General features: G+C 60.7%; 16 protein-coding genes and 4 pseudogenes. 10 read left to right on the plus strand and 10 right to left on the minus strand.

The window, feature by feature from the left end; all coding sequences use genetic code 11:
- Positions 1-55 precede the first annotated feature (55 nt).
- Both DCC27_RS11510 and DCC27_RS11515 read left to right on the plus strand, forming a co-directional pair.
- Positions 56-2,152, plus strand: coding sequence for an NHL domain-containing thioredoxin family protein (locus DCC27_RS11510; protein ID WP_110100730.1), 2,097 nt, complete (start codon positions 56-58; stop codon positions 2,150-2,152).
- Between the two features lie 94 nt (positions 2,153-2,246).
- A complete protein-coding gene (locus tag DCC27_RS11515) occupies positions 2,247-2,717 on the plus strand; it encodes a flavodoxin domain-containing protein (protein WP_110098063.1) in 471 nt (156 codons plus the stop codon).
- A gap of 26 nt (positions 2,718-2,743) precedes the next feature.
- Here the strand turns inward: DCC27_RS11515 and DCC27_RS11520 are convergent, their stop codons facing one another.
- From DCC27_RS11520 to pdxS, 4 genes are all read right to left on the minus strand, one after another.
- Complete coding sequence (locus DCC27_RS11520) at positions 2,744-3,898, minus strand: hypothetical protein (RefSeq protein ID WP_148707540.1); 1,155 nt, start codon at positions 3,896-3,898, stop codon at positions 2,744-2,746.
- An 85-nt stretch (positions 3,899-3,983) separates the two neighbouring features.
- Positions 3,984-4,967, minus strand: coding sequence for an AEC family transporter (locus DCC27_RS11525; RefSeq protein ID WP_110098061.1), 984 nt, complete (start codon positions 4,965-4,967; stop codon positions 3,984-3,986).
- 135 nt (positions 4,968-5,102) lie between these two features.
- A complete protein-coding gene (locus DCC27_RS11530) occupies positions 5,103-6,410 on the minus strand; it encodes an FAD-binding oxidoreductase (protein WP_110100727.1) in 1,308 nt (435 codons plus the stop codon).
- A 210-nt stretch (positions 6,411-6,620) separates the two neighbouring features.
- A complete protein-coding gene (gene pdxS / locus DCC27_RS11535; RefSeq protein ID WP_110100726.1) occupies positions 6,621-7,535 on the minus strand; it encodes a pyridoxal 5'-phosphate synthase lyase subunit PdxS in 915 nt (304 codons plus the stop codon).
- A 98-nt stretch (positions 7,536-7,633) separates the two neighbouring features.
- Between pdxS and DCC27_RS11540 the strand changes: the two genes are divergently transcribed.
- Together DCC27_RS11540 and DCC27_RS11545 are read left to right on the plus strand one after the other, a co-directional pair.
- The gene (locus DCC27_RS11540) at positions 7,634-9,025 is read left to right on the plus strand and encodes a PLP-dependent aminotransferase family protein (protein ID WP_148707541.1); all 1,392 of its coding nucleotides are present in this window, start codon (positions 7,634-7,636) and stop codon (positions 9,023-9,025) included.
- A 297-nt stretch (positions 9,026-9,322) separates the two neighbouring features.
- Positions 9,323-10,285, plus strand: a pseudogene (locus DCC27_RS11545) (IS481 family transposase); the annotation flags it as partial.
- A gap of 55 nt (positions 10,286-10,340) precedes the next feature.
- Here DCC27_RS11545 and DCC27_RS11550 read toward each other — a convergent pair.
- On the minus strand, positions 10,341-11,414 hold the full coding sequence (locus tag DCC27_RS11550) for a serine hydrolase (protein WP_168186124.1): 1,074 nt from the start codon (positions 11,412-11,414) through the stop codon (positions 10,341-10,343).
- A 70-nt stretch (positions 11,415-11,484) separates the two neighbouring features.
- Between DCC27_RS11550 and DCC27_RS11555 the strand changes: the two genes are divergently transcribed.
- The 3 genes from DCC27_RS11555 (at position 11,485) to DCC27_RS11565 (ending at position 14,095) form a co-directional block, all read left to right on the plus strand.
- Positions 11,485-12,006 (plus strand): helix-turn-helix transcriptional regulator, encoded by a 522-nt coding sequence (locus DCC27_RS11555; protein WP_110110625.1) that lies wholly within the window; start codon positions 11,485-11,487, stop codon positions 12,004-12,006.
- A gap of 152 nt (positions 12,007-12,158) precedes the next feature.
- On the plus strand, positions 12,159-13,019 hold the full coding sequence (locus DCC27_RS11560; protein ID WP_246840099.1) for a MerR family transcriptional regulator: 861 nt from the start codon (positions 12,159-12,161) through the stop codon (positions 13,017-13,019).
- Between the two features lie 227 nt (positions 13,020-13,246).
- A complete protein-coding gene (locus DCC27_RS11565) occupies positions 13,247-14,095 on the plus strand; it encodes a TrmH family RNA methyltransferase (protein ID WP_110110917.1) in 849 nt (282 codons plus the stop codon).
- Positions 14,096-14,199: 104 nt separating this feature from the next.
- Here the strand turns inward: DCC27_RS11565 and DCC27_RS11570 are convergent.
- The 4 genes and pseudogenes from DCC27_RS11570 to DCC27_RS12605 form a co-directional block, all read right to left on the minus strand.
- Positions 14,200-15,445 (minus strand): annotated as a pseudogene (locus tag DCC27_RS11570) (IS256 family transposase).
- A gap of 133 nt (positions 15,446-15,578) precedes the next feature.
- A complete protein-coding gene (locus tag DCC27_RS11575) occupies positions 15,579-15,950 on the minus strand; it encodes an SdpI family protein (RefSeq protein ID WP_168186125.1) in 372 nt (123 codons plus the stop codon).
- 168 nt (positions 15,951-16,118) lie between these two features.
- Positions 16,119-16,697 (minus strand): annotated as a pseudogene (istA, locus tag DCC27_RS12600) (IS21 family transposase); the annotation flags it as partial.
- A gap of 90 nt (positions 16,698-16,787) precedes the next feature.
- A pseudogene (locus tag DCC27_RS12605) lies at positions 16,788-17,357 on the minus strand (IS30 family transposase); the annotation flags it as partial.
- Between the two features lie 280 nt (positions 17,358-17,637).
- Between DCC27_RS12605 and DCC27_RS11585 the strand changes: the two are divergent.
- Genes DCC27_RS11585 through DCC27_RS11595 form a run of 3 tightly spaced genes read left to right on the plus strand, consistent with a single transcriptional unit; the run spans position 17,638 to position 21,490 of the window.
- Entirely contained in the window at positions 17,638-18,486 is an 849-nt protein-coding gene (locus DCC27_RS11585; protein ID WP_199223105.1) for a 3-oxoacyl-ACP synthase III family protein, read from the plus strand.
- Positions 18,480-19,211: an ABC transporter ATP-binding protein gene (locus DCC27_RS11590; protein ID WP_110110921.1), complete on the plus strand. Its 732-nt coding sequence runs from the start codon at positions 18,480-18,482 to the stop codon at positions 19,209-19,211. The genes DCC27_RS11585 and DCC27_RS11590 overlap by 7 nt, the downstream gene beginning before the upstream one ends.
- Positions 19,208-21,490 carry an FtsX-like permease family protein gene (locus DCC27_RS11595; protein WP_110110922.1) on the plus strand — a complete coding sequence of 761 codons (2,283 nt, stop codon included), beginning with the start codon at positions 19,208-19,210 and terminating at the stop codon, positions 21,488-21,490. The genes DCC27_RS11590 and DCC27_RS11595 overlap by 4 nt, the downstream gene beginning before the upstream one ends.
- A gap of 75 nt (positions 21,491-21,565) precedes the next feature.
- Here the strand turns inward: DCC27_RS11595 and DCC27_RS11600 are convergent, their stop codons facing one another.
- Positions 21,566-22,171: a ScbR family autoregulator-binding transcription factor gene (locus tag DCC27_RS11600; RefSeq protein WP_110110923.1), complete on the minus strand. Its 606-nt coding sequence runs from the start codon at positions 22,169-22,171 to the stop codon at positions 21,566-21,568.
- Between the last annotated feature and the right edge of the window lie 239 nt (positions 22,172-22,410).

The following is a 22,410-nucleotide window of genomic DNA, read 5'->3' on the forward strand; positions in this document are numbered from 1 at the left end:
ACGAAGCGTGAAATGCTCCGAGCTGAACGTCTCCGTCATCAGGGAGAATAGATCTATGGCAGATTCTTTCTCACAGACACCAGACCACCCCGAGACCTCAGCTTCTGCATCAGGTTCTACACCAGCTCCGGCCCCGCGCATTCGCGCCTCCGAGCTGATGGGTGAAACGTGGTTCAATACCGGTGGGGAACCGTTGGATGTGGCCAGCCTGCGTGGCAAGATTGTGTTGCTGGATTTCTGGAGTTTCTGTTGTATCAACTGCTTGCACGTCTTAGACGAGCTCCGACCCCTGGAAGAGAAATTCTCCGACGTGCTGGTCACCGTCGGGGTGCACTCCCCGAAATTCGATTACGAAGGGGAGACCTCCGCGGTGGCAGCGGCTATTGAGCGCTACGAGATTAACCATCCGGTGGTCAACGACCCGGCGCTACACACCTGGCAAGCCTATTCGGCCCGCGCCTGGCCGACCCTGGTGGTGGTAGATCCCGAAGGCTATATTGTCGGCCACTTATCCGGTGAAGGCCAAGTGAACGGACTCTTTTCACTGGTGGAAGAACTCGTCGATATCCATGACGCCAAAGGCACCCTGCACCGCGGTGACGGTCCATTCGTTGCACCAGCCCCCGCCGCACGTCAGCTCCGGTTCCCGGGCAAGGCGACCGCGCTGGGGACCCGTGGGTCCCAACCGGGCTCTTTTCTGGTCTCCGACTCCGGACACCACCGCCTGGTCGAACTCGCCGGGGATTTGACCACCGTGCTGGCCGTCTACGGTGGAAACGGGAGCGGTGACCCCCTGCCATTGAACGCCACTGACCGAGACCTGATGGGCCAGCGCGGGGACGCCGATGGTGATGCGGCCACCGCTCTGTTCAGTGAACCCGGTGGCACCACGTTGTTGCCAGCAGAACTTGCCGCCCGGGTGGGGTATGACGTGGTGGTCGCTGATACCGTCAACCACCGATTGCGGAGTCTGAATCTGACCACCGGCGAGGTCGGCACTCTGGCCGGTAACGGCATCCAGCGTCTGATCGACTCCGAACGCGCCAAACAGCCCAGCGACCACGTCCAGCTGGGCGCGCTGAGTACCGACGCTACGGAGACCTCACTGTCCTCGCCGTGGGATGTGCTGTGGGTGGACGAGCTCAACACCGTGCTGATCGCCATGGCGGGAACCCACCAGATCTTCTCCTTCGACCCCGATACGGCGGTGCTGGGGTTGTTTGCCGGAACCGGTTTGGAGGGTCTGACCGATGGTCCGGCCGGTACCGCTTGGTTTGCCCAGTCCTCCGGGCTGGCTACCGGCCGAGCCGGCACCGTGTGGGTGGCCGACTCAGAGTCCTCGGCGTTGCGTGAACTCCACGTCAGCGACCCTGACCAGATCAGCGTGTCTAGCCCCATCGGTCTTGGCCTGTTTGACTTCGGGTACCGGGACGGTGCGCCTGGTCAGGCTCGACTACAGCACCCATTGGGTGTGGCCGGACTACCGGATGGCTCGGTGTTGATCGCCGATACCTACAACCACGCGGTGCGTCGTTACGCCCCGGAGCACACCAACCCGGATGGAACCACCGCCGAGGCCACGGTCGCCACGGTGGCTCGCAATCTCCACGAGCCCTCCGATGTGCTCGTGGAATATAACGATCAGGGGCAGGCGGTGTCGATTGTGGTGGTCGAGACCAACGCCCACCAGCTGGTCCGGATCGCCGTGCCCGAACAATACCTCAGCGTCGATGAGGGGGCGATGACGACCCAGCGACCCACCACCCGGATTGCCGCCGGCGAGCTGGAGCTGACCGTGGGCTTCACCGCCCCGGCCGGGCAGAAACTCGATGACCGGTGGGGGGATCCCACCCAGCTGACGATCTCCTCCTCCCCGGAGGAGTTGCTCGTGGAGGGCGCCGGCTCCCAGACCGGGCTACGGCGACAAGTGCAGATCAACCCGGACATCACCTCCGGGGTGCTACACATTACCGCCCGAGCTGCGGCCTGTGATGGCCAGCCCGGCGAACCGATCCCCGATGCGGCCGCCTGTCATCTCTACCAGCAGGACTGGGGAATCCCCGTTGAGGTCGCGAGCACTGAGAAAGCCGGGCAGAATGACGCAACACCGGTGCACCGTCGCCTGGATTTGGACCTGCGCGGGATTCACTGACCTGCCTGCTCAGCACTGACCAAACCTGCACGAATTGCCCGTATTTCACTAGACTGTCAGCGACAGTCCTGATCCCCTCCGGAGGTATCCCACTATGGCCACCATCGTCACCTGCGATTCCAGGCATCACTCCACTCGCGAGATAGCGGACTACATTGTGGAAGTGTTGCGTACCACCAACGGCTCGGCCGCGGTCTTCGCAGAGCTGGACGAGGTTGGCAACAACATTGACAACATCGACGCGCTGGTGGTGTTGGCCCCGATTTACCAGGGTAAGTTCTCCGAGGTTGCCAGCCGTGTGATCCTGGCCAATCAGGCCGAGCTGGCCCGTAAGTCGCTGTTCGTGGCCGCGGTCGGCATCGCTGAGCAATTGCCCCAGGACGTCTCTGATGTGCTCACCAGCTACCGGCCCCGCGAACTCGGCTACTTCCGTGGCAAAATTGACCCCTCGGTGCTGTCTGGGGCCGAAAAACGACACGTGGACGAATCCGAATACGGGGACTTTCGTGACTGGGATGCCATCAAACGCTGGGCCCAGACCATCGGCAACCGCGGAGCGAACTAAACCGACAGGCTGACCTGTCAGCCAGGTTATTGCCAGTGCGGGGTCACCTCGATGTGCTCGGGGGTGAGTCGGAGGTTAGCCTCGAGCATGAACGGTTGCTGGTACTCGGTCCGGGACTGCTCGCCGGTGCCCACATCGGTTTCATCCACTTCCAGCTGGGCGATGGCTTCAATGCGCTCGATGCCGGGTGAGCCCGGTTCGTCGGTGTACATCACCTCCGGGCTCTCCAGCAGAGACCACTCGATGCTGTCCGGATCCACCCGGTTGACCGTGCTGTAACCGAACGGGCACCCGCTCGGTTGGAGCACCTGTTGGTCGGTGCAGTGGGTAAGTTCCTGAGAGACTTCTTCTTGAACTTTCTCGGTGACCTGTTCGGTGAGTTCCAGATCTAGTTCCAGTGTCTGAGTCTGATCGGCAGACGGCGGGGTATTGTCGGTGAGAGTGTGGGTGACCGATTGGTCAGCGGCCACATAGGTACCGTGATAGTCCACGGTCAGCTGAGCCGGAACGAAGGTGGCGACCGGGGTGGAGAGGTGCTGTTCGCTGGCCTCACCGAGTAGCGGAACCTCCGCGGAGTTGATGGTTCCGGTGGGGTGGTCGATCCGGGAACCAGCGGGGAACCCGTCACTGGCCACGTGCACCTCGTGCAAGGGCAACGGGTGCGTCTGCCAGCGGTCAAAAACCAGCCAGTCACGACCGTGGCGGTCCACGACGAAAAGAGTCGGGTCCTGTTGCTGGTCGTAGCTGAGCCGCACCACGGTTTGGTGGAGGTCATCGCGTCGAAACTCGGCTGGTATCTCGGCGTCGGAATCCACCTCGATGGTGGGCTCACCCAAACCGGCTTGGGTATCGATGAGGGGCTGGCCGTCTAACAGGGCGGTGGAAACACCTCGTGGATTATCTCCGGAATCAACAGGTTCCCCGTCTTCATCGGTGAGATACGCCTGTGAGAGTTCCATTGCCGTGGCCCCGTCCCCATTGGCGAGCGCCTTCAGGTACTGCTTGACGGGTTGGGCTGCCGAGAACACGGTGGCGTTGAGCGCCACAACGGCTACCGCCCCGGCGACCAGCACTGCTCCGGCAGCCGCTAACCACCACCATCCGGCTCGGGAGGGCTTCGAATGAGGACGGTAGCCTGCGTGAGGGCTAGACGGTGTGGGTGCGGTGGAGTGCGAGCTCACGAGTGATGGTCTTTCCAGGAAGTGACAGGTGTAGAGGTGCCGGTGTTGTGGTCTCTGGCTGTAATGGCCGGAAGCTCGTTCAGGACTAGGCCAGTAGCACCGCAATCAGGATCGTGGCCGGGATGGCTGCGATGGTGGTGATGAAAACGGTGTCTCTGGAGACCACGATACCGGTGTTGTACCGGCTGGCGGCGACAAAAACATTCTGGGCGGTCGGTAAGGAGGCTAGGACCACGGCGGTGAAGACGTGGACGGGATCCATGCCAAAGACAAATTGGGCCAGTACCCAGGCCAAAGCCGGGTGGAGCACCAGTTTCAGCGCAGAGCCGATCAACACGGCACTGCGACGACGGCTATCTTTCTCGAGGGGTTTGGAACCCACCAAGGACAGGCCAAAGGCGAGCAGCATGGCTGGGATGGAGGCCCCGGCGATTAGCGTGATGGATTCATCGATCGGGCCGGGGAAGTGGATGTCAGTGAGAGCGGAGATGATACCCAGGCCCGAACCAATAATCATCGGGTTTTTCACGATGCTGACGAGCATCCGTGCCATGACGGTGAGAAATCCGGTGGGGCGTACCTTGCGTGGGGCTGTGGAGGACCGATCGGTACGCTGTTCGCGGTCAGTGAGTGTGTCCAGTACCAGCACGTAGATGGGGGTGTAGATGGCGAGCTGGAACAGGATCACCGGAGCAGACCAGGCGGGGTTGCCCAGCACGTAGGCCGAGATCGGGATGCCGAGGTTGGCGGAATTGACCATGGAGGATGACATGCCCCCAATGAAGCGTTCTGACCAGGTGCCGGCGGGAATCACGAAGCGGGAGATCACCAGGTAGACCACCAGGACGGTGAATGCCGAAATGGCGGCGACCCACAGTTGGGGGCCGAGAATCACCGAGATATCGGATTCCGACAGGGTTTTGAATAGCAACGCGGGGTTGGCGACGAAGAAAGCGGTGCGAGACAGCACCTGCTGGGCTTGGGGGCCGAGCACCCTGGTTTTCCCTACCAGGTAGCCGACGAGGATAATCACCCAAATGACGGTGAACCCAGAGATCACCTCGGCCACGAAAAAATCGCCCTCCCGCTCGTGTATCGTGTCGTTGTCAACTGTTCCAGCGCGTGGTGCGCTGACCTTAGTTTAGACCAGCGTTTGCTACATCTACGGAGCGGGAGGGCGTTCGGCCTGGGCCGAGGGAGGTGTTTAGAGCGCGAAGGGGCGCATATTCAGGGTCTTGCCGGCGACCTCAGGGGCTTGGCCGGCAATGATCTGAGACACGACCTCACCGGTCACCGGGCCGAGGGACAACCCGTGCATATTGTGGCCGGTAGCCACAATGACGCGCGGGGCATCCGGCAGAGCTGAGATGATTGGCAGACCGGTCGGTGTCATCGGACGAGGCCCGGACCACTCTTCGGTGCGGGGCAGGTTGCCCACCCCTTGCATGAAGGCGGCGGCCTCTCGGTGCAGGTGCTTCATCCGCGAGTTCTTGAGCTCAACGGTGTTGCGGGAGAAATCCATCAAGCCCACCACGCGCAGGTGGCCAGACATGGGAACACCGATGGTTTTGTAGTCCAGGGAAGACACGAGGTTCTTCGGCAGGATCTCGGGGTCGACCCGGAAGGAGTAGCCCACACCGGAGGTCACATGAGCGGACTTCATGACGTCCAATCCGGGGATCTCGGTGAGCGAAGACCAGGCGCCGATGGCCACCACAGCACGGTCGAACTCCACGGTTTCTTCCCGCTGAGACGAAGACCCTGCCGAATCACCTCCGAAGGATACGGTGGCAGTACCGTCCGAGATAGTGGTCAAGGTGGCGTGTTCGTGGATGGTGACCGACGACTTGCGCAACCAGTTGATCAACGAGTCGACAAAGATATCCGGGTCCAAGAACCGTTCTGTTTCGGCCACGAATCCGGCACGCACCGAGGTTTTCAGGAAGGGCTCGTAGTCGTGAAGTTCGTCATCGAGCATGATCGGGCCTGGCTCGGGCGTGCCCAAATGGCGGGCCCGTGCCGCCTGGGCATCCCGGGCATCACGCAGTGCGTCGACGGAGTTGTGGGTGTTGAGGAAGCCGGTGCCACCACCGCCTAAGTCGATACCGTCTGTGGCCATAGAATCGAACGCGGCGATCATGCCGTTGACCAGCTGGTCCAAGTCCCGGGTGTTCCGTCGGACTGCTGCCGGAGTGCAGTTGGACATGAAGCCCAGACCGAAAGCAGACAACCACGGCAGAGCGGTGGGGTCAATCGACAAATAGTGCCTATTGGATGCCACGCCCCGGAAGATCTCCTTTAACTGCTTCGGCTCGGGCATGGGCAACACCTGCAGGGGCGTGACTTCACCGGCGTTACCGCGGGCTGCGCCGGAGCCCAACGTCTCGTGATCAAAAAGTGTGACCTTATGTCCCGCGCGGGTGAGCTCAAAGGCGGTGCACAGGCCAATAAGACCGGCCCCAAAAACGGCGACATCCATGGAACGGGCTGTTGATGTAGCTGATTCAGCCATGAAAGACTTCAACCTCTCGTGCTCAGTGAGTGAAACCACCTCGTTGTTGTTTCACTCTGACCAGGTACCAGTTCTTCCACCATAGAACACCCACACCACCACCAGGGATGATCCGGGTGAGATGACCTGACACGCCACATCGGACCGGAGAGCCGTTAGCGACTCCGGTCCGATGCGAGCAGTGCCAGGGTGCAATGGTGGTGGGGGGTTTTACCAGCCACGTTCAGCTAAACGGTGCGGAGCCGGCAGGTCGGCGACGTTAATGCCGACCATGGCTTCACCCAGTCCGCGAGAGACCTCAGCAATCACAGAAGGGTCGTTGTAGTTCTGAACGGCCTTGACGATCGCTTGGGCGCGAGCCTCAGGGTTGCCGGACTTGAAGATCCCGGATCCGACGAAGACGCCGTCAGCGCCGAGCTGCATCATGAAGGCAGCATCGGCAGGAGTGGAGACCCCGCCGGCGACCAACAGCGGAACCGGCAATTTTCCGGTGGCGGCGACTTCTTGGACCAGGTTCAACGGAGCCTGCAGGTCCTTGGCTGCCGCGTAGAGTTCTACCTCAGGCAGGGCGGCCACCTGGGCAATTTCTCCACTGATCTTGCGGATGTGTTTGGTGGCTTCGGAAACATCACCGGTGCCGGCTTCCCCCTTCGAACGGATCATCGCTGCTCCCTCAGCGATTCGACGAAGGGCTTCACCCAGGTTGGTGGCACCGCAGACGAACGGGGTCTTGAACTGGTGTTTATCAATGTGGTGGGAGTAGTCAGCGGGGCTGAGGACCTCGGACTCGTCAATGAAGTCGATTCCTAAATACTCCAGAACCTGAGCCTCAACCTGGTGACCGATACGCGCCTTGGCCATCACCGGGATGCCGACGGCTTCGATGATGCCGGTAATCAAGTCGGGATCCGACATGCGGGCTACGCCACCTTCGGCGCGAATATCGGCCGGGACGCGTTCCAAGGCCATGACGGAGCTGGCTCCTGCGTTGGCGGCGATGGTGGCCTGTTCGGGGGTGACGACGTCCATGATGACGCCACCGATGAACTGGTCAGCCAGGCCTCGGCGGACAGTGGCGGACGAAAAGGTCTGAGCATGGTGCTGTGTGGTGTTAATGTCAGTCATGATTCCTTACTGTAGGACCGTTACCGGACCAATCGTAGGTCCAGTTTTGTGTCAATTCTTCGGACCAGTTTGCGGGAAGGCGCTTAGACTGGGTGGTGATGACAGCCTTCCCGAGCCTGCAGATCGCGTCCGATACCGCTGAATCCATCCCAGTTCAGCTCACCCGGCAACTGCGTGATCTCATCCTGTCCGGGGTGCTTCGCGCCTCCGATAAATTGCCCTCGACCCGACAGCTGGCTGGGGATCTGAACATCTCTCGTGGAAGCGTCGTGAGCGCCTATGAACAACTCGTTGCGGAAGGCTACTGCGCGAGCAGGCAAGGGGCCGGCACGGTGGTGCATCCGGATTTGCCACCGATGCCGGCCCGGCAGGTTGGTGCCGGGACCCAGCCTTCACAGCCGACGCACCATCACATCTTGCCGCTGACTCCCGGCGTGACCCTCAGCGAGCTGTCGCACCGGCGTAGTTGGATACAAGCCTGGCGACAAGCAGCGCACGCTGCACCGGTCGGCGTGCACGGAGATCCGGGATTGCGCCATGCGCTCGCGGAATATCTGCGGTTGTCTCGAGCCACCGTTGTCGATCCTGACCGTTTGTTCATCAGTGGTGGGGCTCGAGAAGGTCTCCTTTTGGTTTTGGCTGCCCTGGAAGACCGGCCCCGTCTCGGCGTGGAATTCCCGGGGTATGCCTCCCTACACCACCTGGCGGCGCGTTTCGGAGCTGAACTGACCGGGCTGGAGGTAGACCAGCAGGGGCTGGTCACCTCCCGGCTGCCCGACAACCTCGACGCGGTGATCGTCACGCCAAGTCACCAATATCCCTCCGGGGCATCTCTCCCGCTACAACGTCGTCTCGAACTGGTGGAATGGGCTCGTGCCACCGGGTCCTGGGTCATCGAGGACGACTACGACGCTGCGTTGCGCTACACCGGGGAACCGCTACCGCTGTTGAGTTCCTTGGACTCTGAACGGGTGGTGACCTTGGGATCGTTTTCCTCGACAGCTCCACAAGCGCTAGGTGGAGGCTTCGTGGTGGCTGGAAGTGGGCTGGCCGAAGAACTTCGGCATGCCCGCCAAGATATTGGTCCTGCTCTAGGGTCCGGTATTCAAACCGTCTGGCGGATTTTGCTCGATAGCGGAGAGTACTCTCGCGATCTGGCGCACCAGCGAAACCGAGCCATGCGACGCCGTGAGATCCTCGGGGCAGAACTACCTGTTACCGCCACCATGGACGAGCGACATGGTGGCAGTAACGCCATGGTTTATCTGGACGATGGTCTGCCCCTTACCTCTCTGGAGCTGTCCGAACAATTCCGTCGCGCGCACCTAGGGGCGGTGGTGGACCCAGAGTACTGGAGCATTTCCGACCACAGAGGCAAGCCTTTACACGCCGATGTGTCCTCCAATATGGTGTTGGTCGGTCTCGGGGGAGGTCGTGATGAGAACTTTCACCAAGCCTGCCACGCCTTTGGGCAGATCCTGCGGGGATGAGGGCGACATGACGCTCTAATCACAGTGAGCTCAAAGTGGTGAGCTCAGTCAGTGATGACTTTTAGGATGCGTTGCGACGCCGTAACACCATCGTCAAAATGATTCCCAGAGCAATCGCAACAACACCCGCTCCAACTAGGCAGAACACGTTGGCACCGGGGTTTCAGGATCTGCTCCTCGCCCGGCGCAGGACGACTAGTTGTAGTTCCCCGGGAGGTTGTGAACACTCGCGGTAGGAAGAAGACCTCCGGTACAGATGGGGTTAGCACAACCTGCATCTGAAAACCGGAGGTCTTCATGTTCCACCCTAATGCACCGTTGACTGCTGAAGGCCGTCGTCGCCTTGCTGTGTTGATTGTTGAGGAGGGCTGGACGATTCGTCGAGCGGCCGAGCGCTTGCAAGTCTCACCTGCCACGGCCTCGAAGTGGGCCGCTCGCTATCGGGCCGGGGAGCCGCTGACGGATCGATTGTCGCGGCCGCATCGGTCACCCCATCGGTTGTCTGTTCGCAAGGAGCGGCGCATCATTGCGTTGCGGTTCACCCGCCGGTGGGGCCCGCATCGGATCAGTTATCACCTGGGTATCGCCCGCTCCACGGTGGGTCGGGTGCTGGCCCGATACCGGATGCCCTGGTTAGCGCACGTGGATCAGACCACCGGGCTGCCGGTGCGCACACCAGCCCCCATCCGTTATGAAAAATCGGCTCCCGGGCAACTCGTGCACGTGGATATCAAGAAACTGGGCCGAATCCCTGACGGCGGTGGCCATCGGAAACTCGGGGTCGCAGGCCGCAAAAACAACGGGTACGGCAACACGGGCCGCGGCTATGCGTTCTTACACCACGCCGTGGATGATCACTCGCGGCTGGCCTATTCTGAGATCCTGTCCGATGAGCGCAAAGAGACCGCCGCAGGGTTCTGGCAACGCGCCCAAGCATTCTTCGCCGATGCTGGGATCACCGTGTAGGCCGTGATGACTGATCATGGCGCCTGTTACCGCTCACGCCTGTTCAAGGCCAACCTTGGGGACACCGTCAAGCATCGCTTCACCAAACCCTACCGACCCCAAACCAATGGCAAAGTCGAACGCTTCAACCGCACCCTGGCCCAGGAATGGGCCTATGCCCAAACCTATTACAGTGATCAAGCCCGCGCCGCAACCTACCCCGACTGGTTGCACTACTACAATCATCACCGACCCCACACCGGCATCGGCGGTCTCACCCCAGCTGAACGCGTTCACAACCTCGCGGGGAAGTACATCGCTGGCGACAACGAGCCGCCTGACCTGCCTGCAGTCATGATTTCCTCCTTCTTCAACCGTAATCTCTGATCATCCGAGCCAGTCGGATATGGGCATTGAAGCTGGCGGGCATTCTCCGGTAGGAGTGGAAGTTCAGTATCAGATGTGTGCGTTGGTGCTGGTAGTAGAACATGTGAGTTGCGGTGTAACCGAGCCCGCCGATCGGTTGCGGGTATCCGCGCAGCAGCGGGAAGAACCCTGAGAAACGCAGACTGACCATGCCTGCGCCGTAGTGCACCCCTCCGGTGAACCGATTGCGCGGCGTGCTGAAGAACTCGATCCAGCGACGGTCACACAAATCACCACCGTGAAAGGCGCGTTGGAACCGCACCAGATCCATTGCGCTGGCCGGGCCGCCCATGCCGTTGAACCAGGTGAGGTTCGGAGCGAACGCTTCGCGAATATCGAGACCGGGCGTGCGCAGCCAGAACGGCGCAAGAGAGGGCAGCAGGGCCCTCAGTTGCTCGGGGCCGGCATTGACCCACGCCGCTGCGGTAGCCATTCCGCATGGCTCGAAGATGTTCGACGAGAGCTGTTCACCGACACTGTTGCCGGTGGCTTCCTCGATGATGCGGATCAGCAGCAGGTAGGCAGTATCGCTGTAGAGGAACTTCGAACCTGGTGGCCCGACCGGAGGAAGACCGGCTGCCTGCTCCAGCAGCTCGGACACTTTCCAGATGCGCCCGGGGTGCGCTTCGATCGCCTGGATCGAGCAGTCAGTGTGATGGCCACGGGGAGGCAGGATGATGTCGGGAAGCCCGGAGGTGTGCGAGAGCAGATGCTCGATCGTCACATCGCGGGCATTCACCACACCCGATGCTGCCGGGAGGAACTCGAACTCCGCGTGGGGTAGCAGCTTGCCCAGTGACGTATCGGGGGCACACGCCCCCTTGTCGAAGAGCTGGGCGATCAGTGTGGCGATAAAGACCTTGTCGATACTGGCTGTCCAGAACGGCTGATCCGGATTCCCGACCGTGAGATTCAGCTCAGGCCCGGCCACCAGTGCCGTCGGCGGCACCGGGAAGCGCCTGCTGATGGCACCGGTGAGCCGCTCGCCATTCTTGCGGATCGCGGTGTCAAGAGTCACGAGCAATCTCCTTTCATATCTAACAGATATGTCTACTACATAGAATGATCGCCGTCAAAGGATTAGACTTATGAGCATGTCGCACGTGATCCTCGGGCTGTTAATGCTGTGGCCACAGAGCCTGTACGAGTTGAAGAAGAGCTTCGAATCCGGAGTCTCGCTGTTCTACAGCGCCAGCACCGGCAGTATCAAACGCGCCCTCGAACAGTTGCTTGCCGCCGACCGCATCACGGTGGAGGCCTCTGACGGGTCACGTGGCAAGAAACTCTACGCCGTCACAGATGCGGGGCGTGAAGAGTTTCTCCGATGGATGCATGACGATATCGCCGGCTCAGACCTGGAGACCGCGATACTCCCACGCGCATTCTTCCTCGGCCTCCTAGATACTGAGGAACGACCTGCCATTGCCTCCCACATCCGTCAGCGCATCCGGGCTGACCTGGAACGCTTCGAGCAACTGCAAAAGCACACCGCAGCCACAGAAATTCCAGCGGGACTTGAAGAGGTCGCACACTACCAGCGCGCAACACTGCAATACGGGCTCGACGTACTTCACACAGCACTGAGCTGGGCAGACGAGCACCTGCCATAAGGAGCCCACACCAGGTGAACGCTGAGAGTTGCGTAATGAGGCTATCGATGCTTGAGCAGGCCGCAGTGCCTGTCCTGTTGAGCCTTGGCTGAGCCGGGCTGGCAAGGATCCAGTGCGAGGCGGTAGAATAGGCAGATGAGGAGGTCTGCCCGATGAGCATGCACACACCGGAATCAATGACGCCGTGGGTGACTCACTCGAGTGCAACGACCTTGCCTCCTGATGATGTTGAAACCCTGTCTGTTGGCGACGCCGCCGCCTTGGTCGGAGTGAGCGTGAGGACACTCCACCACTGGGATGACATCAGCCTGGTGGCTCCTAAGTATCGGTCGCGTTCCGGCTACCGCGCTTACGATAGCGATGACATCGATCGGATTCATCGTGTGCTCGTATACCGAGAACTCGGACTCAGTCTCGCGAGCATTCAGAAAATTCTAGATGACCCCACCGTTGATGAGGATCAACAGCTCCGTCAACAGAGGCAGATCATTGGAGATCGAATCGATCGGCTCTCTGAAATGGCGGCGGGCATTGACCGCCTCCTAGCCGCACGGGGTGCGGGTACACGACTCTCGATGCGAGAGCAAGCAGAGATATTCGGACAGGACTGGCAGCCGGAGTGGGCGGAGGAAGCATACGAACGTTGGGGAGACTCGCGCGAGTGGACTCAGTTCGAGCAGAACACTGCACACCTTTCTGCGAGTGAACGTGCCAGGATTCATGACCAAAGTGAAGCCGTCAAACGTGAATTGGTGGAAGCGAAACGGGCAGGCGTCGAGCCAGGAACTGTCGAGGCAAACCAGCTTGCCGAAGCGCACCGGGGCGCAATCTCTCAGTTGTTCGCCTGTTCACACTCGATGCACGCTTGCATGGGACGCCTGTATGTTGAAGACGAACGGTTTGCCGCAAATATCGACCAGTGGGAACCTGACATGAGCATGTGGTTGCGAGATGTAATCTTCGCCAATGCCGCAGCTCACGGCGTTGACCCGGCACAGGCCAACTGGGAATGAAGCCAGGCGGGGACACAATGAGAAGAGTTCTTACCGTGCCTCCCGACGATCCACTAGGCCGGCCTGCCGTGCCATAAGCGCCACCGGTACGCGCAACTCGCGTGCCACTTGCCTGATCGGCGGAACCCTTTCGGGCGACTTGTCCATATCAGCGACACTAGGGTCCGCCCTCGTGCGAGGGTCTAGCAGTTGACCCTCACGTCGCGTCATGCCGAACCGTAGACTGCATGCACAAGACAACCCCGCTCCACCACAACATCGACCGGCCCGGCGAAGATCACACGATCATCGATGATTCGCATCACCCGGTTGCCCGTCGGATTAGCGATGTCCTGCGCAATCGCTCTTCCAAGCCGAAGATCATCCTTATCGACGATCTTGAGAACATCGAGCAAGCGGTGCGAAACAATGTCCGGCTCGACAGCCTGTACATGACGGAGGGGTCTCAGCCTGCCTCCATCAACGACACAATATTCGAGTACGGAGAGTTTCCAACGCACACACTTTCCCGTGACGTTGCTGATGGCCTGTTCGGTGGCGAGAAGCAATCACGCATTTTCGCCTTAGCGAAGGCTCCCCGTCCTGCGAAACTTAGCGACCTTTCGGAGACAGAGAGCGACATCGTCGTGCTCGATGGTGTGCGCCTGGTCGGCAATATCGGTGCGATCACGAGGACATCTGTGGGCTTCGGGACTGCTGGACTCATCCTTTTGGACAGCGGCCTACAGAATGTCTTCGATCGACGGCTCATCCGGGCCAGTAGAGGGCTTGTGTTCGCTCTTCCGATCGTGCTCACGACTGTCGACGAGTTCGCTAGATACATACATCGTGAACGAATCTCCGTGGGAACACTGACCGCACACGCAACCGATAGCCTCGAATCCGCCTGGGATATTGCGGAACGGATGGCAATAGTGCTGGGCAGCGAACGGCATGGTGTATCTGAAAAACTCAACACGATCGCAGATTACAAGTACGCGATCCCTATGTCGCCTGAAGTTGAATCACTGAACGTTTCAGTCTCGGCAGGAATTGCTCTTTACGAACGTAGCCGCTCGCACCCAACCAGTACATGACAGCGGACCCGTATTCCTTACGCCTGCGATCTTCTTACCTGGTGGAAATGACGGTCAAGCCCGGTGGTGTATGAGGGGTGATCCTTCAAGCGTGTAATTCTGGGTTATGCGGCGAGGGCTTCGATGGTCTGTGGTGGCACCTCCTCGGTGGTGTCGGTGCCGAGCTGTTGGGCGTGTTGGAGGACCTCGAGGTTCATGTATCGGCGGCCTTCGGCCCATTCATCGTGCTGCTCGGCCAGCACGGCGCCGACTAGGCGGATGATGGCCTCGCGGTTAGGGAAGATCCCGACCACATCGGTGCGGCGGCGGATCTCCTTGTTCAGCCGCTCGTTGGGATTATTTGACCAGATCTTGCGCCAGGCCTCTTTGGGGAAGCTAGTGAAGGTCAGGATGTCGTCGCGGGCCCCGGCCAGGTGGTCGGCGACCTTGGGGTGTTTATGGTCCAGGGCCTCGACGACACGGTCGAACTGGGCGTGTACTTCCTGGGCATCGGGCTGGTCATAGATGCTGTGCAGCAGAGTCTTCACCCAGGGCCAGGAGGCCTTGGGGGTAGTGGCCATCAGGTTGGCCGCATAGTGTGTCCGGCACCGCTGCCAGGCTGCACCGGGTAAGGTCGCAGCGATCGCGGCCTTCAACCCAGCGTGGGCATCAGAGGTCACCAGCTTCACTCCACTAAGGCCCCGGGCGGTCAGGTCGCGGAAGAAGGACAGCCAGCCGGCCCCGTCCTCGGCGGTGCTGACCTGGATGCCGAGGATCTCGCGGTGGCCATCGCGGTTGATGCCGGTAGCCACCATCGCGTGCACCGGGACCACACGGCCGGACTCACGGACTGTGAGCACCAGCGCGTCAGCGGCAACGAAGGTGTAGGGCCCAGAGTCTAAGGGTCGGGTGCGGAAGGCCTCGACCTGCTCATCGAGTTCAGAGGCCATCTGCCAGACCTGGGACTTCGACAGGCTCTCGATCCCCAGGGACCCGACGAGCTTATCCATCCGGCGGGTAGAGACCCCCCAGCAAGTAGCAGGTGGCCACCACCGAGGTCAGTGCCCGCTCAGCACGTTTGTGTCGTTCCAGCAGCCACTCGGGGAAGTAGGTCCCCTGCCGCAGCTTGGGTACCGCCACATCCAAAGTGCCGGCCCGAGTGTCGAAGCCCCGGTGCCGGTAGCCGTTGCGCCGGTTCTGCCGGGCATCAGAGCTCTGCCCATATTCAGCGCCGCAGACCGCGTCAGCCTCGGCTGAGAGCAGGGTGTTGATGAACATCTGCAACAAGTCCCGGATCAGGTCAGGACTTGCCTGCAAAAGCTGTTCCTCCAACAGGCCGCGAAGGTCGATACTAGAAGGGGTGACGGTCATCGTGAAACGTCCTTTCGAGAGTGCTTTGGTAGGTTCACTCGAAGGATCACACGGTGACCGTCACTCTGTAATGAATGACGCGCTCACCGGGGAGCCGTACACCACATTAAAGGACGCTACTTTCCTGTTGCTGTTACTCTCTTTGAGAAGCACATATCATGACACCTTTCGCTCTTCTATTGGCGATGAATGTTGAAGCTACCAGCGAAGCGGTCAGGAAAAGCGCCGTAACCACCACCGCGATTAGGGAGGCTTCGGCATTGGCCGAATGAAATCCAACACAAAAAAGTGTTGCAACAAGCCCTGATACGGCGGAAGTTACTAGAACTGGTCGGGCCGCTCGATGCCCCGCCTCCCAGGCCTCCTGAGAGGATTTTGTAGCTCTAGTCTTCAGACCGAAGGCAGCGTTCGGACCGAGAGATACTGTCCAGTTAGTACTTAAAGCAAGCATCAGAGCCGACAACAATATACATACCCCTGTAGCAACAAAGACTTCAGTCAGCATCGGATCCTCCCAACTGCTGGCAGCTTCCTGTTCCTTTCTAGGTGGTGTGTCGATGCTGTTAAGCATCCACCTGCTGCCAGAATGATATAACTCATATCCCTCGTGAATCGTTCGGCGAGACTCATAACAAGTCCCCGCGTAACCAGGGGCCGTGCCTCATTGAAAAGCCCAGCCGATCCCGGGCAGTTGCAGGCCCACGACTATATCTTCGGCGAAGAGCTCACTGATCGGAACACCTTTACGGTAATGCTCGGCTTCAGCCAACTGGGCGCATCGGGCCAGTAGTATCTGATTCAGCCCCTCAATGCTCTGGGCTTCGGGTTCAGGGACCATCACGTTGCGGCGTAAGAACCCCACGGCGTTTTCCACGTTGCCCTTCTCGTGACCGGAGTAGGGGTTGCAGTAGCGGGCCTGGCACCGATAGTGGACTTTGAAAGCACCGAAGAGCTTCGACTCGATGACCTTCTTACCAGTACGCCGGCCGATGCCGGTAGCGTTGTCGAAGATCAGCTGCCGAGGAACAGTGCCGATGTGTTCAAAGATGGCCCGAAGCCCATGACAGACACACTCTGCGGTTTCACCTCGGTAGGCCTGGACGTAGCGCATATTCGAATACAGGAAGCTCACCACCAGGATATGCAGTAGCATCTTCACTCCCGCGATCAGCGCCTGAGCTTGGCCGAAGTCGACCTGGGCGGTGCCTGGGGGCCACACCAATTCCTGGAACCCCTCACCCGAGCTCTGTTTTGAAGTGCAACACTGATCGGTTGGTTCTGATTCTAAGTGCTCTTGGAAGACTTCGGCGGGAGTGAACCACTCCAGGCATTTTCGGGGTTGGTTGTTGATCTCGGTGATGGCGGCTTGGAGCTGGTCTTCGGGGATCTGGCTGAAGTCGGTGCCCTTGGGGTAGTAGCGGCGTAGCCGGCCATTGTGGTGCTCGTTGGTGCCCCGCTGCCATGACGAGTACGGGTCAGCGAAATAGGTGGCTATCCCGTAGTCGGTGACCAGCTCGGTGTGCAGGTGCATCTCGGTACCATTATCCATCGTGGTGGAACGGCGGGCGTGGGCCGGCAGCGGGCTGAAGAGCCGCTTCTGGGCGTCCACGCCTGCCTGTGAGGTCAGCGTGTCGACCTTGGTGGCGACCAACATCCTCGAGTGTCGTTCGACCTCGGTGTGGATGCCATCGCCGATACCCTTGATCCCCAGCACGCTGTCGCCTTCCCAGTGGCCGAACGTGGTGCGGGCATTGATTTCTTCTGGCCGGTGATGGATCGAGACGCGGTTGGGGATCTTCGAGGAATGGACCTTGCGGCCATGGCGTTTACGCCGTTTCTTGTGGCCGCGGGGCAGGTATTGAAGCGCCCCGGGTTCTGTAGAGACCGTGATTACTGGATCCCAGCAGGGAATGGGTGTTCTAGAGCTAGTTGCACGGCGTGCCGATCGTCAACGGTAGCGCAGGACGCTAATGTCAATCTGCGCGAGGCCACGAGTGTAGCCCTTGTATTTCACTGACCGGCCGGATAGTATGTTCAGCGTCCAGTATGAGTAGAGGAGGTCAGTAGTCTTGGGCACGCTGGGAATAAGAGTGCTCGGGTCAGCGGAGACGCTTCCCGAGCGAGTGGTGCCAACTGCAGAGGTCGCAGCTTTGTGTGGCATCTCAGCCGAGGAGGCTGTGCAGCGGACGGGGGTGAAGACCCGTCGCTGGCTCAGCAAGGACGAAGATCCGTTACGGCAAGGGGTGTCGGCGGCGCAGAAGGCGATCGAGGCAGCCAGGTTGAGCGTGACGGGCATCGATCTGGTACTGAACGCTTCGGGCACGCCGATGCAGGCGATCCCGGACGGTGGAGCGTTGATCGCTGCGGAATTGGGGATGCGGGGCAAGTTCGCGTTCTCGGTGCACGCGACCTGCATCTCGTTCCTCGTCGCCTTTCAGCAGGCGGCATTCTACCTCGACTCCGGCAGAGCCGAGCACATCCTCATCGTGTCGACCGAGGCTGGAAGTCGGGGGCTGAACTTCAATCAGCCTGAGAGCGCGCTCCTCATTGGCGACGCCGCTGTGGCCGTGGTCGTGAGCAAGCCGGTCAACGAGGACCAGGGAATCGTCGCCTCGGGGTTCTCCACCGACATCCATGGCATCCACGACGCAGAAATCCGCGGGTTCGGCAGCCGCTTGCGAGTCGACAACGCCGCCGACCATCTCGACGACTTCAAATTCGACATGCAGGGACTCAAGCTTCTGCGCGGGGCAATCAGTTGGTTTCCGCCGTTCCTCGAATCCGTCCGGCCGGGACTGAGCACGAGCGCCGAGGGCGTCGACCGAGTCATCCCTCACCAGACCAGTAAGGCTGGCATGGAGATGATGGCGCGGTTCTGGGGGTGGGAGAAGATGGTCGTCACCCTGGGGGATGTGGGCAACACCATCGCAGCGAGCATCCCGCTGGCGCTGCACCGCGCTGGTATGGAGCAGGGCGAGACAGCTCTATTGGTCGGCACTGGTTCGGGCACCCACTACGGAGCGCTGATCGTTCAGTGGTAAACTACGCACCTTTCCTCTCCGTCACCGGTGTCGGACGCACTTTCGGCGCAGGTGACGCACAGGTTGTCGCACTTACCGATGTGGACGTCGAGATCGCCTCTGGTGAGTTCACCGTGATCCTCGGACCGTCCGGATCGGGCAAGAGCACGTTGCTGAACCTTCTCGGTGGGATGGACCGACCCAGCACCGGGTCGATCCGCGTCGACGGCGAGCCGATCGAGACGCTGTCGGACAGAGACCTGACCGGGTATCGCAGGGAACGGGTCGGTTTCGTGTTCCAGTTCTACAATCTCATCCCGAATCTGACCGCTGTGGAGAACGTGGCCCTGGCCGCCTCGTTGGTTATGCCTCGCAGGGAAGCCGCTGATATCGCGACGGACCTGCTGGAACGGGTGGGGCTTGGTCACCGACTCGATCAGTTCCCCCGGCATCTCTCTGGCGGAGAGATGCAACGTGTGGCGATCGCCCGCGCTCTGGCGAAGAGGCCTGGGCTTCTGCTATGTGATGAGCCCAGTGGCGCGTTGGACACGGTGACCGGAACGCAGGTGCTCGCTCAGTTGCAGGAAACCGCGCGCAGTACCGAGACCGCTGTCGTGGTCGTCACCCACGAGCACACACTTGCTGAGGCGGCTGACCGGTTGATCAGTCTGCGCGACGGGCGCGTCGTCGAGAACCGCCGCAACGAGACACCTGAGACGATCACGGTGAGGGAAGTAGCATCATGATCTTGTTCGGGCGCAAGCTCGTCCGTGACCTTCGCGAGCACTGGGCGCAGTTCATCGCTGTCTCCCTGATGGCAGCGCTGAGTGTTCTTATCTTCTCCGGGCTAGAAGGTGGCTGGCGAGGCATCCAGGCAGAGCTTGATTCTTTCGCCGCGGAGCAGGAGATGCCCGACGCCTGGGTCACCGGATACTCGTTGACCGAGGACGACGCCGAGCAGATCGAAGACCTCGACGGCGTTGACCAGGCATCCCTCGTCACCTCCGTGTCGGTGACCCGGACCGACAGCTCGTCCGAGGACGATCTGTCGCTGAGCACCCGCGATGACGCCGGAATCAACGCTCCGTACAGCGTCGACGGCGCACCAGTGTCTGACGAGGACGGGGTCTGGCTCGACGAAGCCTACGCCGAGGCAAACAACATTGGCACGGGCGACGAGATCACCGTCTCTCGCGGTGGTACCGACACGAGTCTGCGAGTCAAGGGAGTGATCTTGCAGCCGGACAAGATCGCCTACACCGGCACCGGTCTAGTTGCCCCGGACCCCGCGTCGTTCGGCTACGGCATCGTTAGCGACCAAACCGCTACCGAGCTGGCTGGGGCCGAACCGGTCGAGCAAACCATCACAATCCTTGGCGATCCAGGCGTAGTCCACGCTGAGGCGCCTGGCATTCTCGGGGACCGCTATGGATCATTCTCTGACCGCGATACACACCCGCATGTCGCGACCGCCTACGAACGAGTGTCGCAGATCCAGAGTCTATCCTACCTGTTCTCCTCGCTGTTCCTCCTCGTCGCGCTGCTGTCGATCTTCACCTCGATTCGGCGCTTGACCGACATACAGCGTGGCGAGGTCGCGACCCTGAAGGCGCTCGGCCACTCCAATCGACTCATCGGCACCTACTTCACGGCCGTGGGCATTGTCGCCGTCCTCATCGGTGTCTTGGTCGGTCTCGGGCTCACGCCACTCCTGTCGCGATATGTGCTCAGTACCCAACAAGGCAGTTTCAGCCTGCCCGCATGGACCACCGCTTACACCCCAGCGAGTGCCGTCCTGCCGGTGTTGCTGATCGTAGTGTGCATTCTCGCGTCCTGGACGGCCACTCGTCCCATGCGTAAGGCGACCCCGGCCGAAGGGATGCGCTCGGACATTGGACGAGCTCGCCGGAGCCTGCTCGAACGGCTCCCCACCCTGTGGCAACGTCTGCCGTATGGAAGCCGCTGGGCGATCCGCGATGCCTCCGGCAACCCGGTCCGCGTGGTCATGGGAATCGTGGCGACCACCGGATGCATGATGCTGCTGGTCACTGGCTTCGGCATGCCCGACACCCTCAATCAGCAGGTGAAACTGTCCTACTCCGAGCAATACCGTTACGACACGCGGCTGTCGATCTCCCCGCTGGCCACCGAAGCGATGCGCGAGCGAATCGAGGAGGAAGCCGGTTCGGGTCAATGGGTGCACCAGTCCTCGGTCCAGCTCGGACCTGAGGACGGCACCGAGCACACGCTGACTGTACTCGGAACAGGCGACCTCTTCCGCTTATTGGACCGGGACGGTGATGTCATGCCCGTGACAGACGAAGGTGCTGTCATCACAGACCGTCTCAGCGATAGCCTCGACCTCAATGTCGGCGACTCTGTCATGATCACGACTTCGGACGGTAGCGATCATGAGATCACGATCACCGCGGTGAGTGCGATCTCCGAGCCACAGGGGATCGTGCTGACTGAGGAAGCATGGAGTGACGTCGGCGGGGAATTCTTCCCTACCAGCTACCTGACCGAGGAGGCGGCCGACGAGGACGTGCAAGAGTTGCCTGGGGTCATCGGGGACCTGAGTCTTGAGGAACAGGAGGCCAATGCGCAGTCGCTGGTCGACTCATTGTCCAGCGTATTCACACTCATCAAGGTCTTCGCGATTATCCTGGCCGTCGTGGTCCTGTACAACCTGGGGGCGCTGAGTTTCACCGAACGCATCCGTGACTACGCGACCCTGCGCGTGCTCGGCTTCCACCATGGGGAGTTGCGATCCCCGGCCGGCCGAGAGAACATCACCACCACGCTGATCGGATGGCTTGCCGGCATTCCTGCGGGCTGGTGGTTTCTCGGCCAGTACGTTGGCCTGTTCAGCACCGACCGGGCCAGTTACCTGCCCAGCGTCTCGATAGCCAGCCTCGCCATTGCCTCGGCCATCACTATCTTCTTCGCAATGACCGCGACACTGTTGCTGACCCGACGCATCAAGGGCATCGACATGACCAGTGCCCTCAAGGGCGTCGAATAAAACCACAAAAGGAGACTGTCTCAATCATGGCCATGAGGAAGCCTCCGTATCTGAGGCAGGGAAACAGGAGCGCGGTCAGGCCGAGCTGCGGGCCTCGATCCCGGGCAAAAGCAGATCCCACATGGCTTCGACTCGCTCGACGATGTCGGCGCTGCCGGTGAGCTGATGCGAGATCTCCTGCGCGCCGAAGAATCCTGCCACGATCTGCCAGGCCACGGCCTCGACATTGAGTCCGCGCCGTACCTCACCGAGGTTTTGGGCTTCACCGAGATGTTCGGTCACTGTCTCGACCCACGGCAAAAACGGGGTCGGCAGATCAATCCCGATGACATCAGCCTCACGCATCAGCCGCAAAGGCGCGCGCACACCTGGCTCGTCGCGGTAACTCTGCGCAACCTGGGCTGAGAGCCAGCGCAACGCAGCGATGCCTTGTAAGTTCTGACGCCTGACTTCGGCTAAGACCGCTTCCCACGCGGAGAAGTAGGTATCGACCACGGCACCGGCGAGGGCTGCCTTCGATGGAAAATGGAAATACACTGTGCCCTTGGTCACCTCAAGACGTGCAGCGATATCGCTGAGTGCGACTGAGGCGTAGCCACGCTGGTCGAACTCCTCAGCAGCTACCCGGAGGATGCCCGCACGAGTGCGCAGGCGTTGTTGTTCACGCAGGGTTGTTTTCACACCACACCTTCACTGACCAGCCGACGAGTATGCCACCATACTACCAGTCGGCTCTAGTTGTGCGTTTGCTCGGCGTTCGGGGGCGACGCCCGGGCCCGCGGCGTTGGCCGATCATCTGGCCGTGCGCGACGACTGGAGGTCACCGGGGGTGTCTTTATGGTTGTTGTCAAGCGGCTACTGGGTCTCGGGGTTCGTGTAGGGTGCCTGTTTTCATGATCGCGTACATGACGTTTAACCGG

Origin of the sequence: Auritidibacter sp. NML130574 (genome assembly GCF_003185725.2) — a bacterium.
GTDB lineage: Bacteria > Actinomycetota > Actinomycetes > Actinomycetales > Micrococcaceae > Auritidibacter > Auritidibacter ignavus.

Coding starts and splice junctions, on each gene's coding strand:
- DCC27_RS11575 (WP_168186125.1), bottom strand. CDS start 15,950: ATGCTGACTGAAGTCTTTGTTGCTACAGGGGTATGTATATTGTTGTCG.
- DCC27_RS11540 (WP_148707541.1), top strand. CDS start 7,634: ATGACAGCCTTCCCGAGCCTGCAGATCGCGTCCGATACCGCTGAATCC.
- DCC27_RS11560 (WP_246840099.1), top strand. CDS start 12,159: ATGAGCATGCACACACCGGAATCAATGACGCCGTGGGTGACTCACTCG.
- DCC27_RS11565 (WP_110110917.1), top strand. CDS start 13,247: ATGCACAAGACAACCCCGCTCCACCACAACATCGACCGGCCCGGCGAA.
- DCC27_RS11530 (WP_110100727.1), bottom strand. CDS start 6,410: ATGGCTGAATCAGCTACATCAACAGCCCGTTCCATGGATGTCGCCGTT.
- DCC27_RS11510 (WP_110100730.1), top strand. CDS start 56: ATGGCAGATTCTTTCTCACAGACACCAGACCACCCCGAGACCTCAGCT.
- DCC27_RS11555 (WP_110110625.1), top strand. CDS start 11,485: ATGAGCATGTCGCACGTGATCCTCGGGCTGTTAATGCTGTGGCCACAG.
- DCC27_RS11595 (WP_110110922.1), top strand. CDS start 19,208: ATGATCTTGTTCGGGCGCAAGCTCGTCCGTGACCTTCGCGAGCACTGG.
- pdxS (WP_110100726.1), bottom strand. CDS start 7,535: ATGACTGACATTAACACCACACAGCACCATGCTCAGACCTTTTCGTCC.
- DCC27_RS11515 (WP_110098063.1), top strand. CDS start 2,247: ATGGCCACCATCGTCACCTGCGATTCCAGGCATCACTCCACTCGCGAG.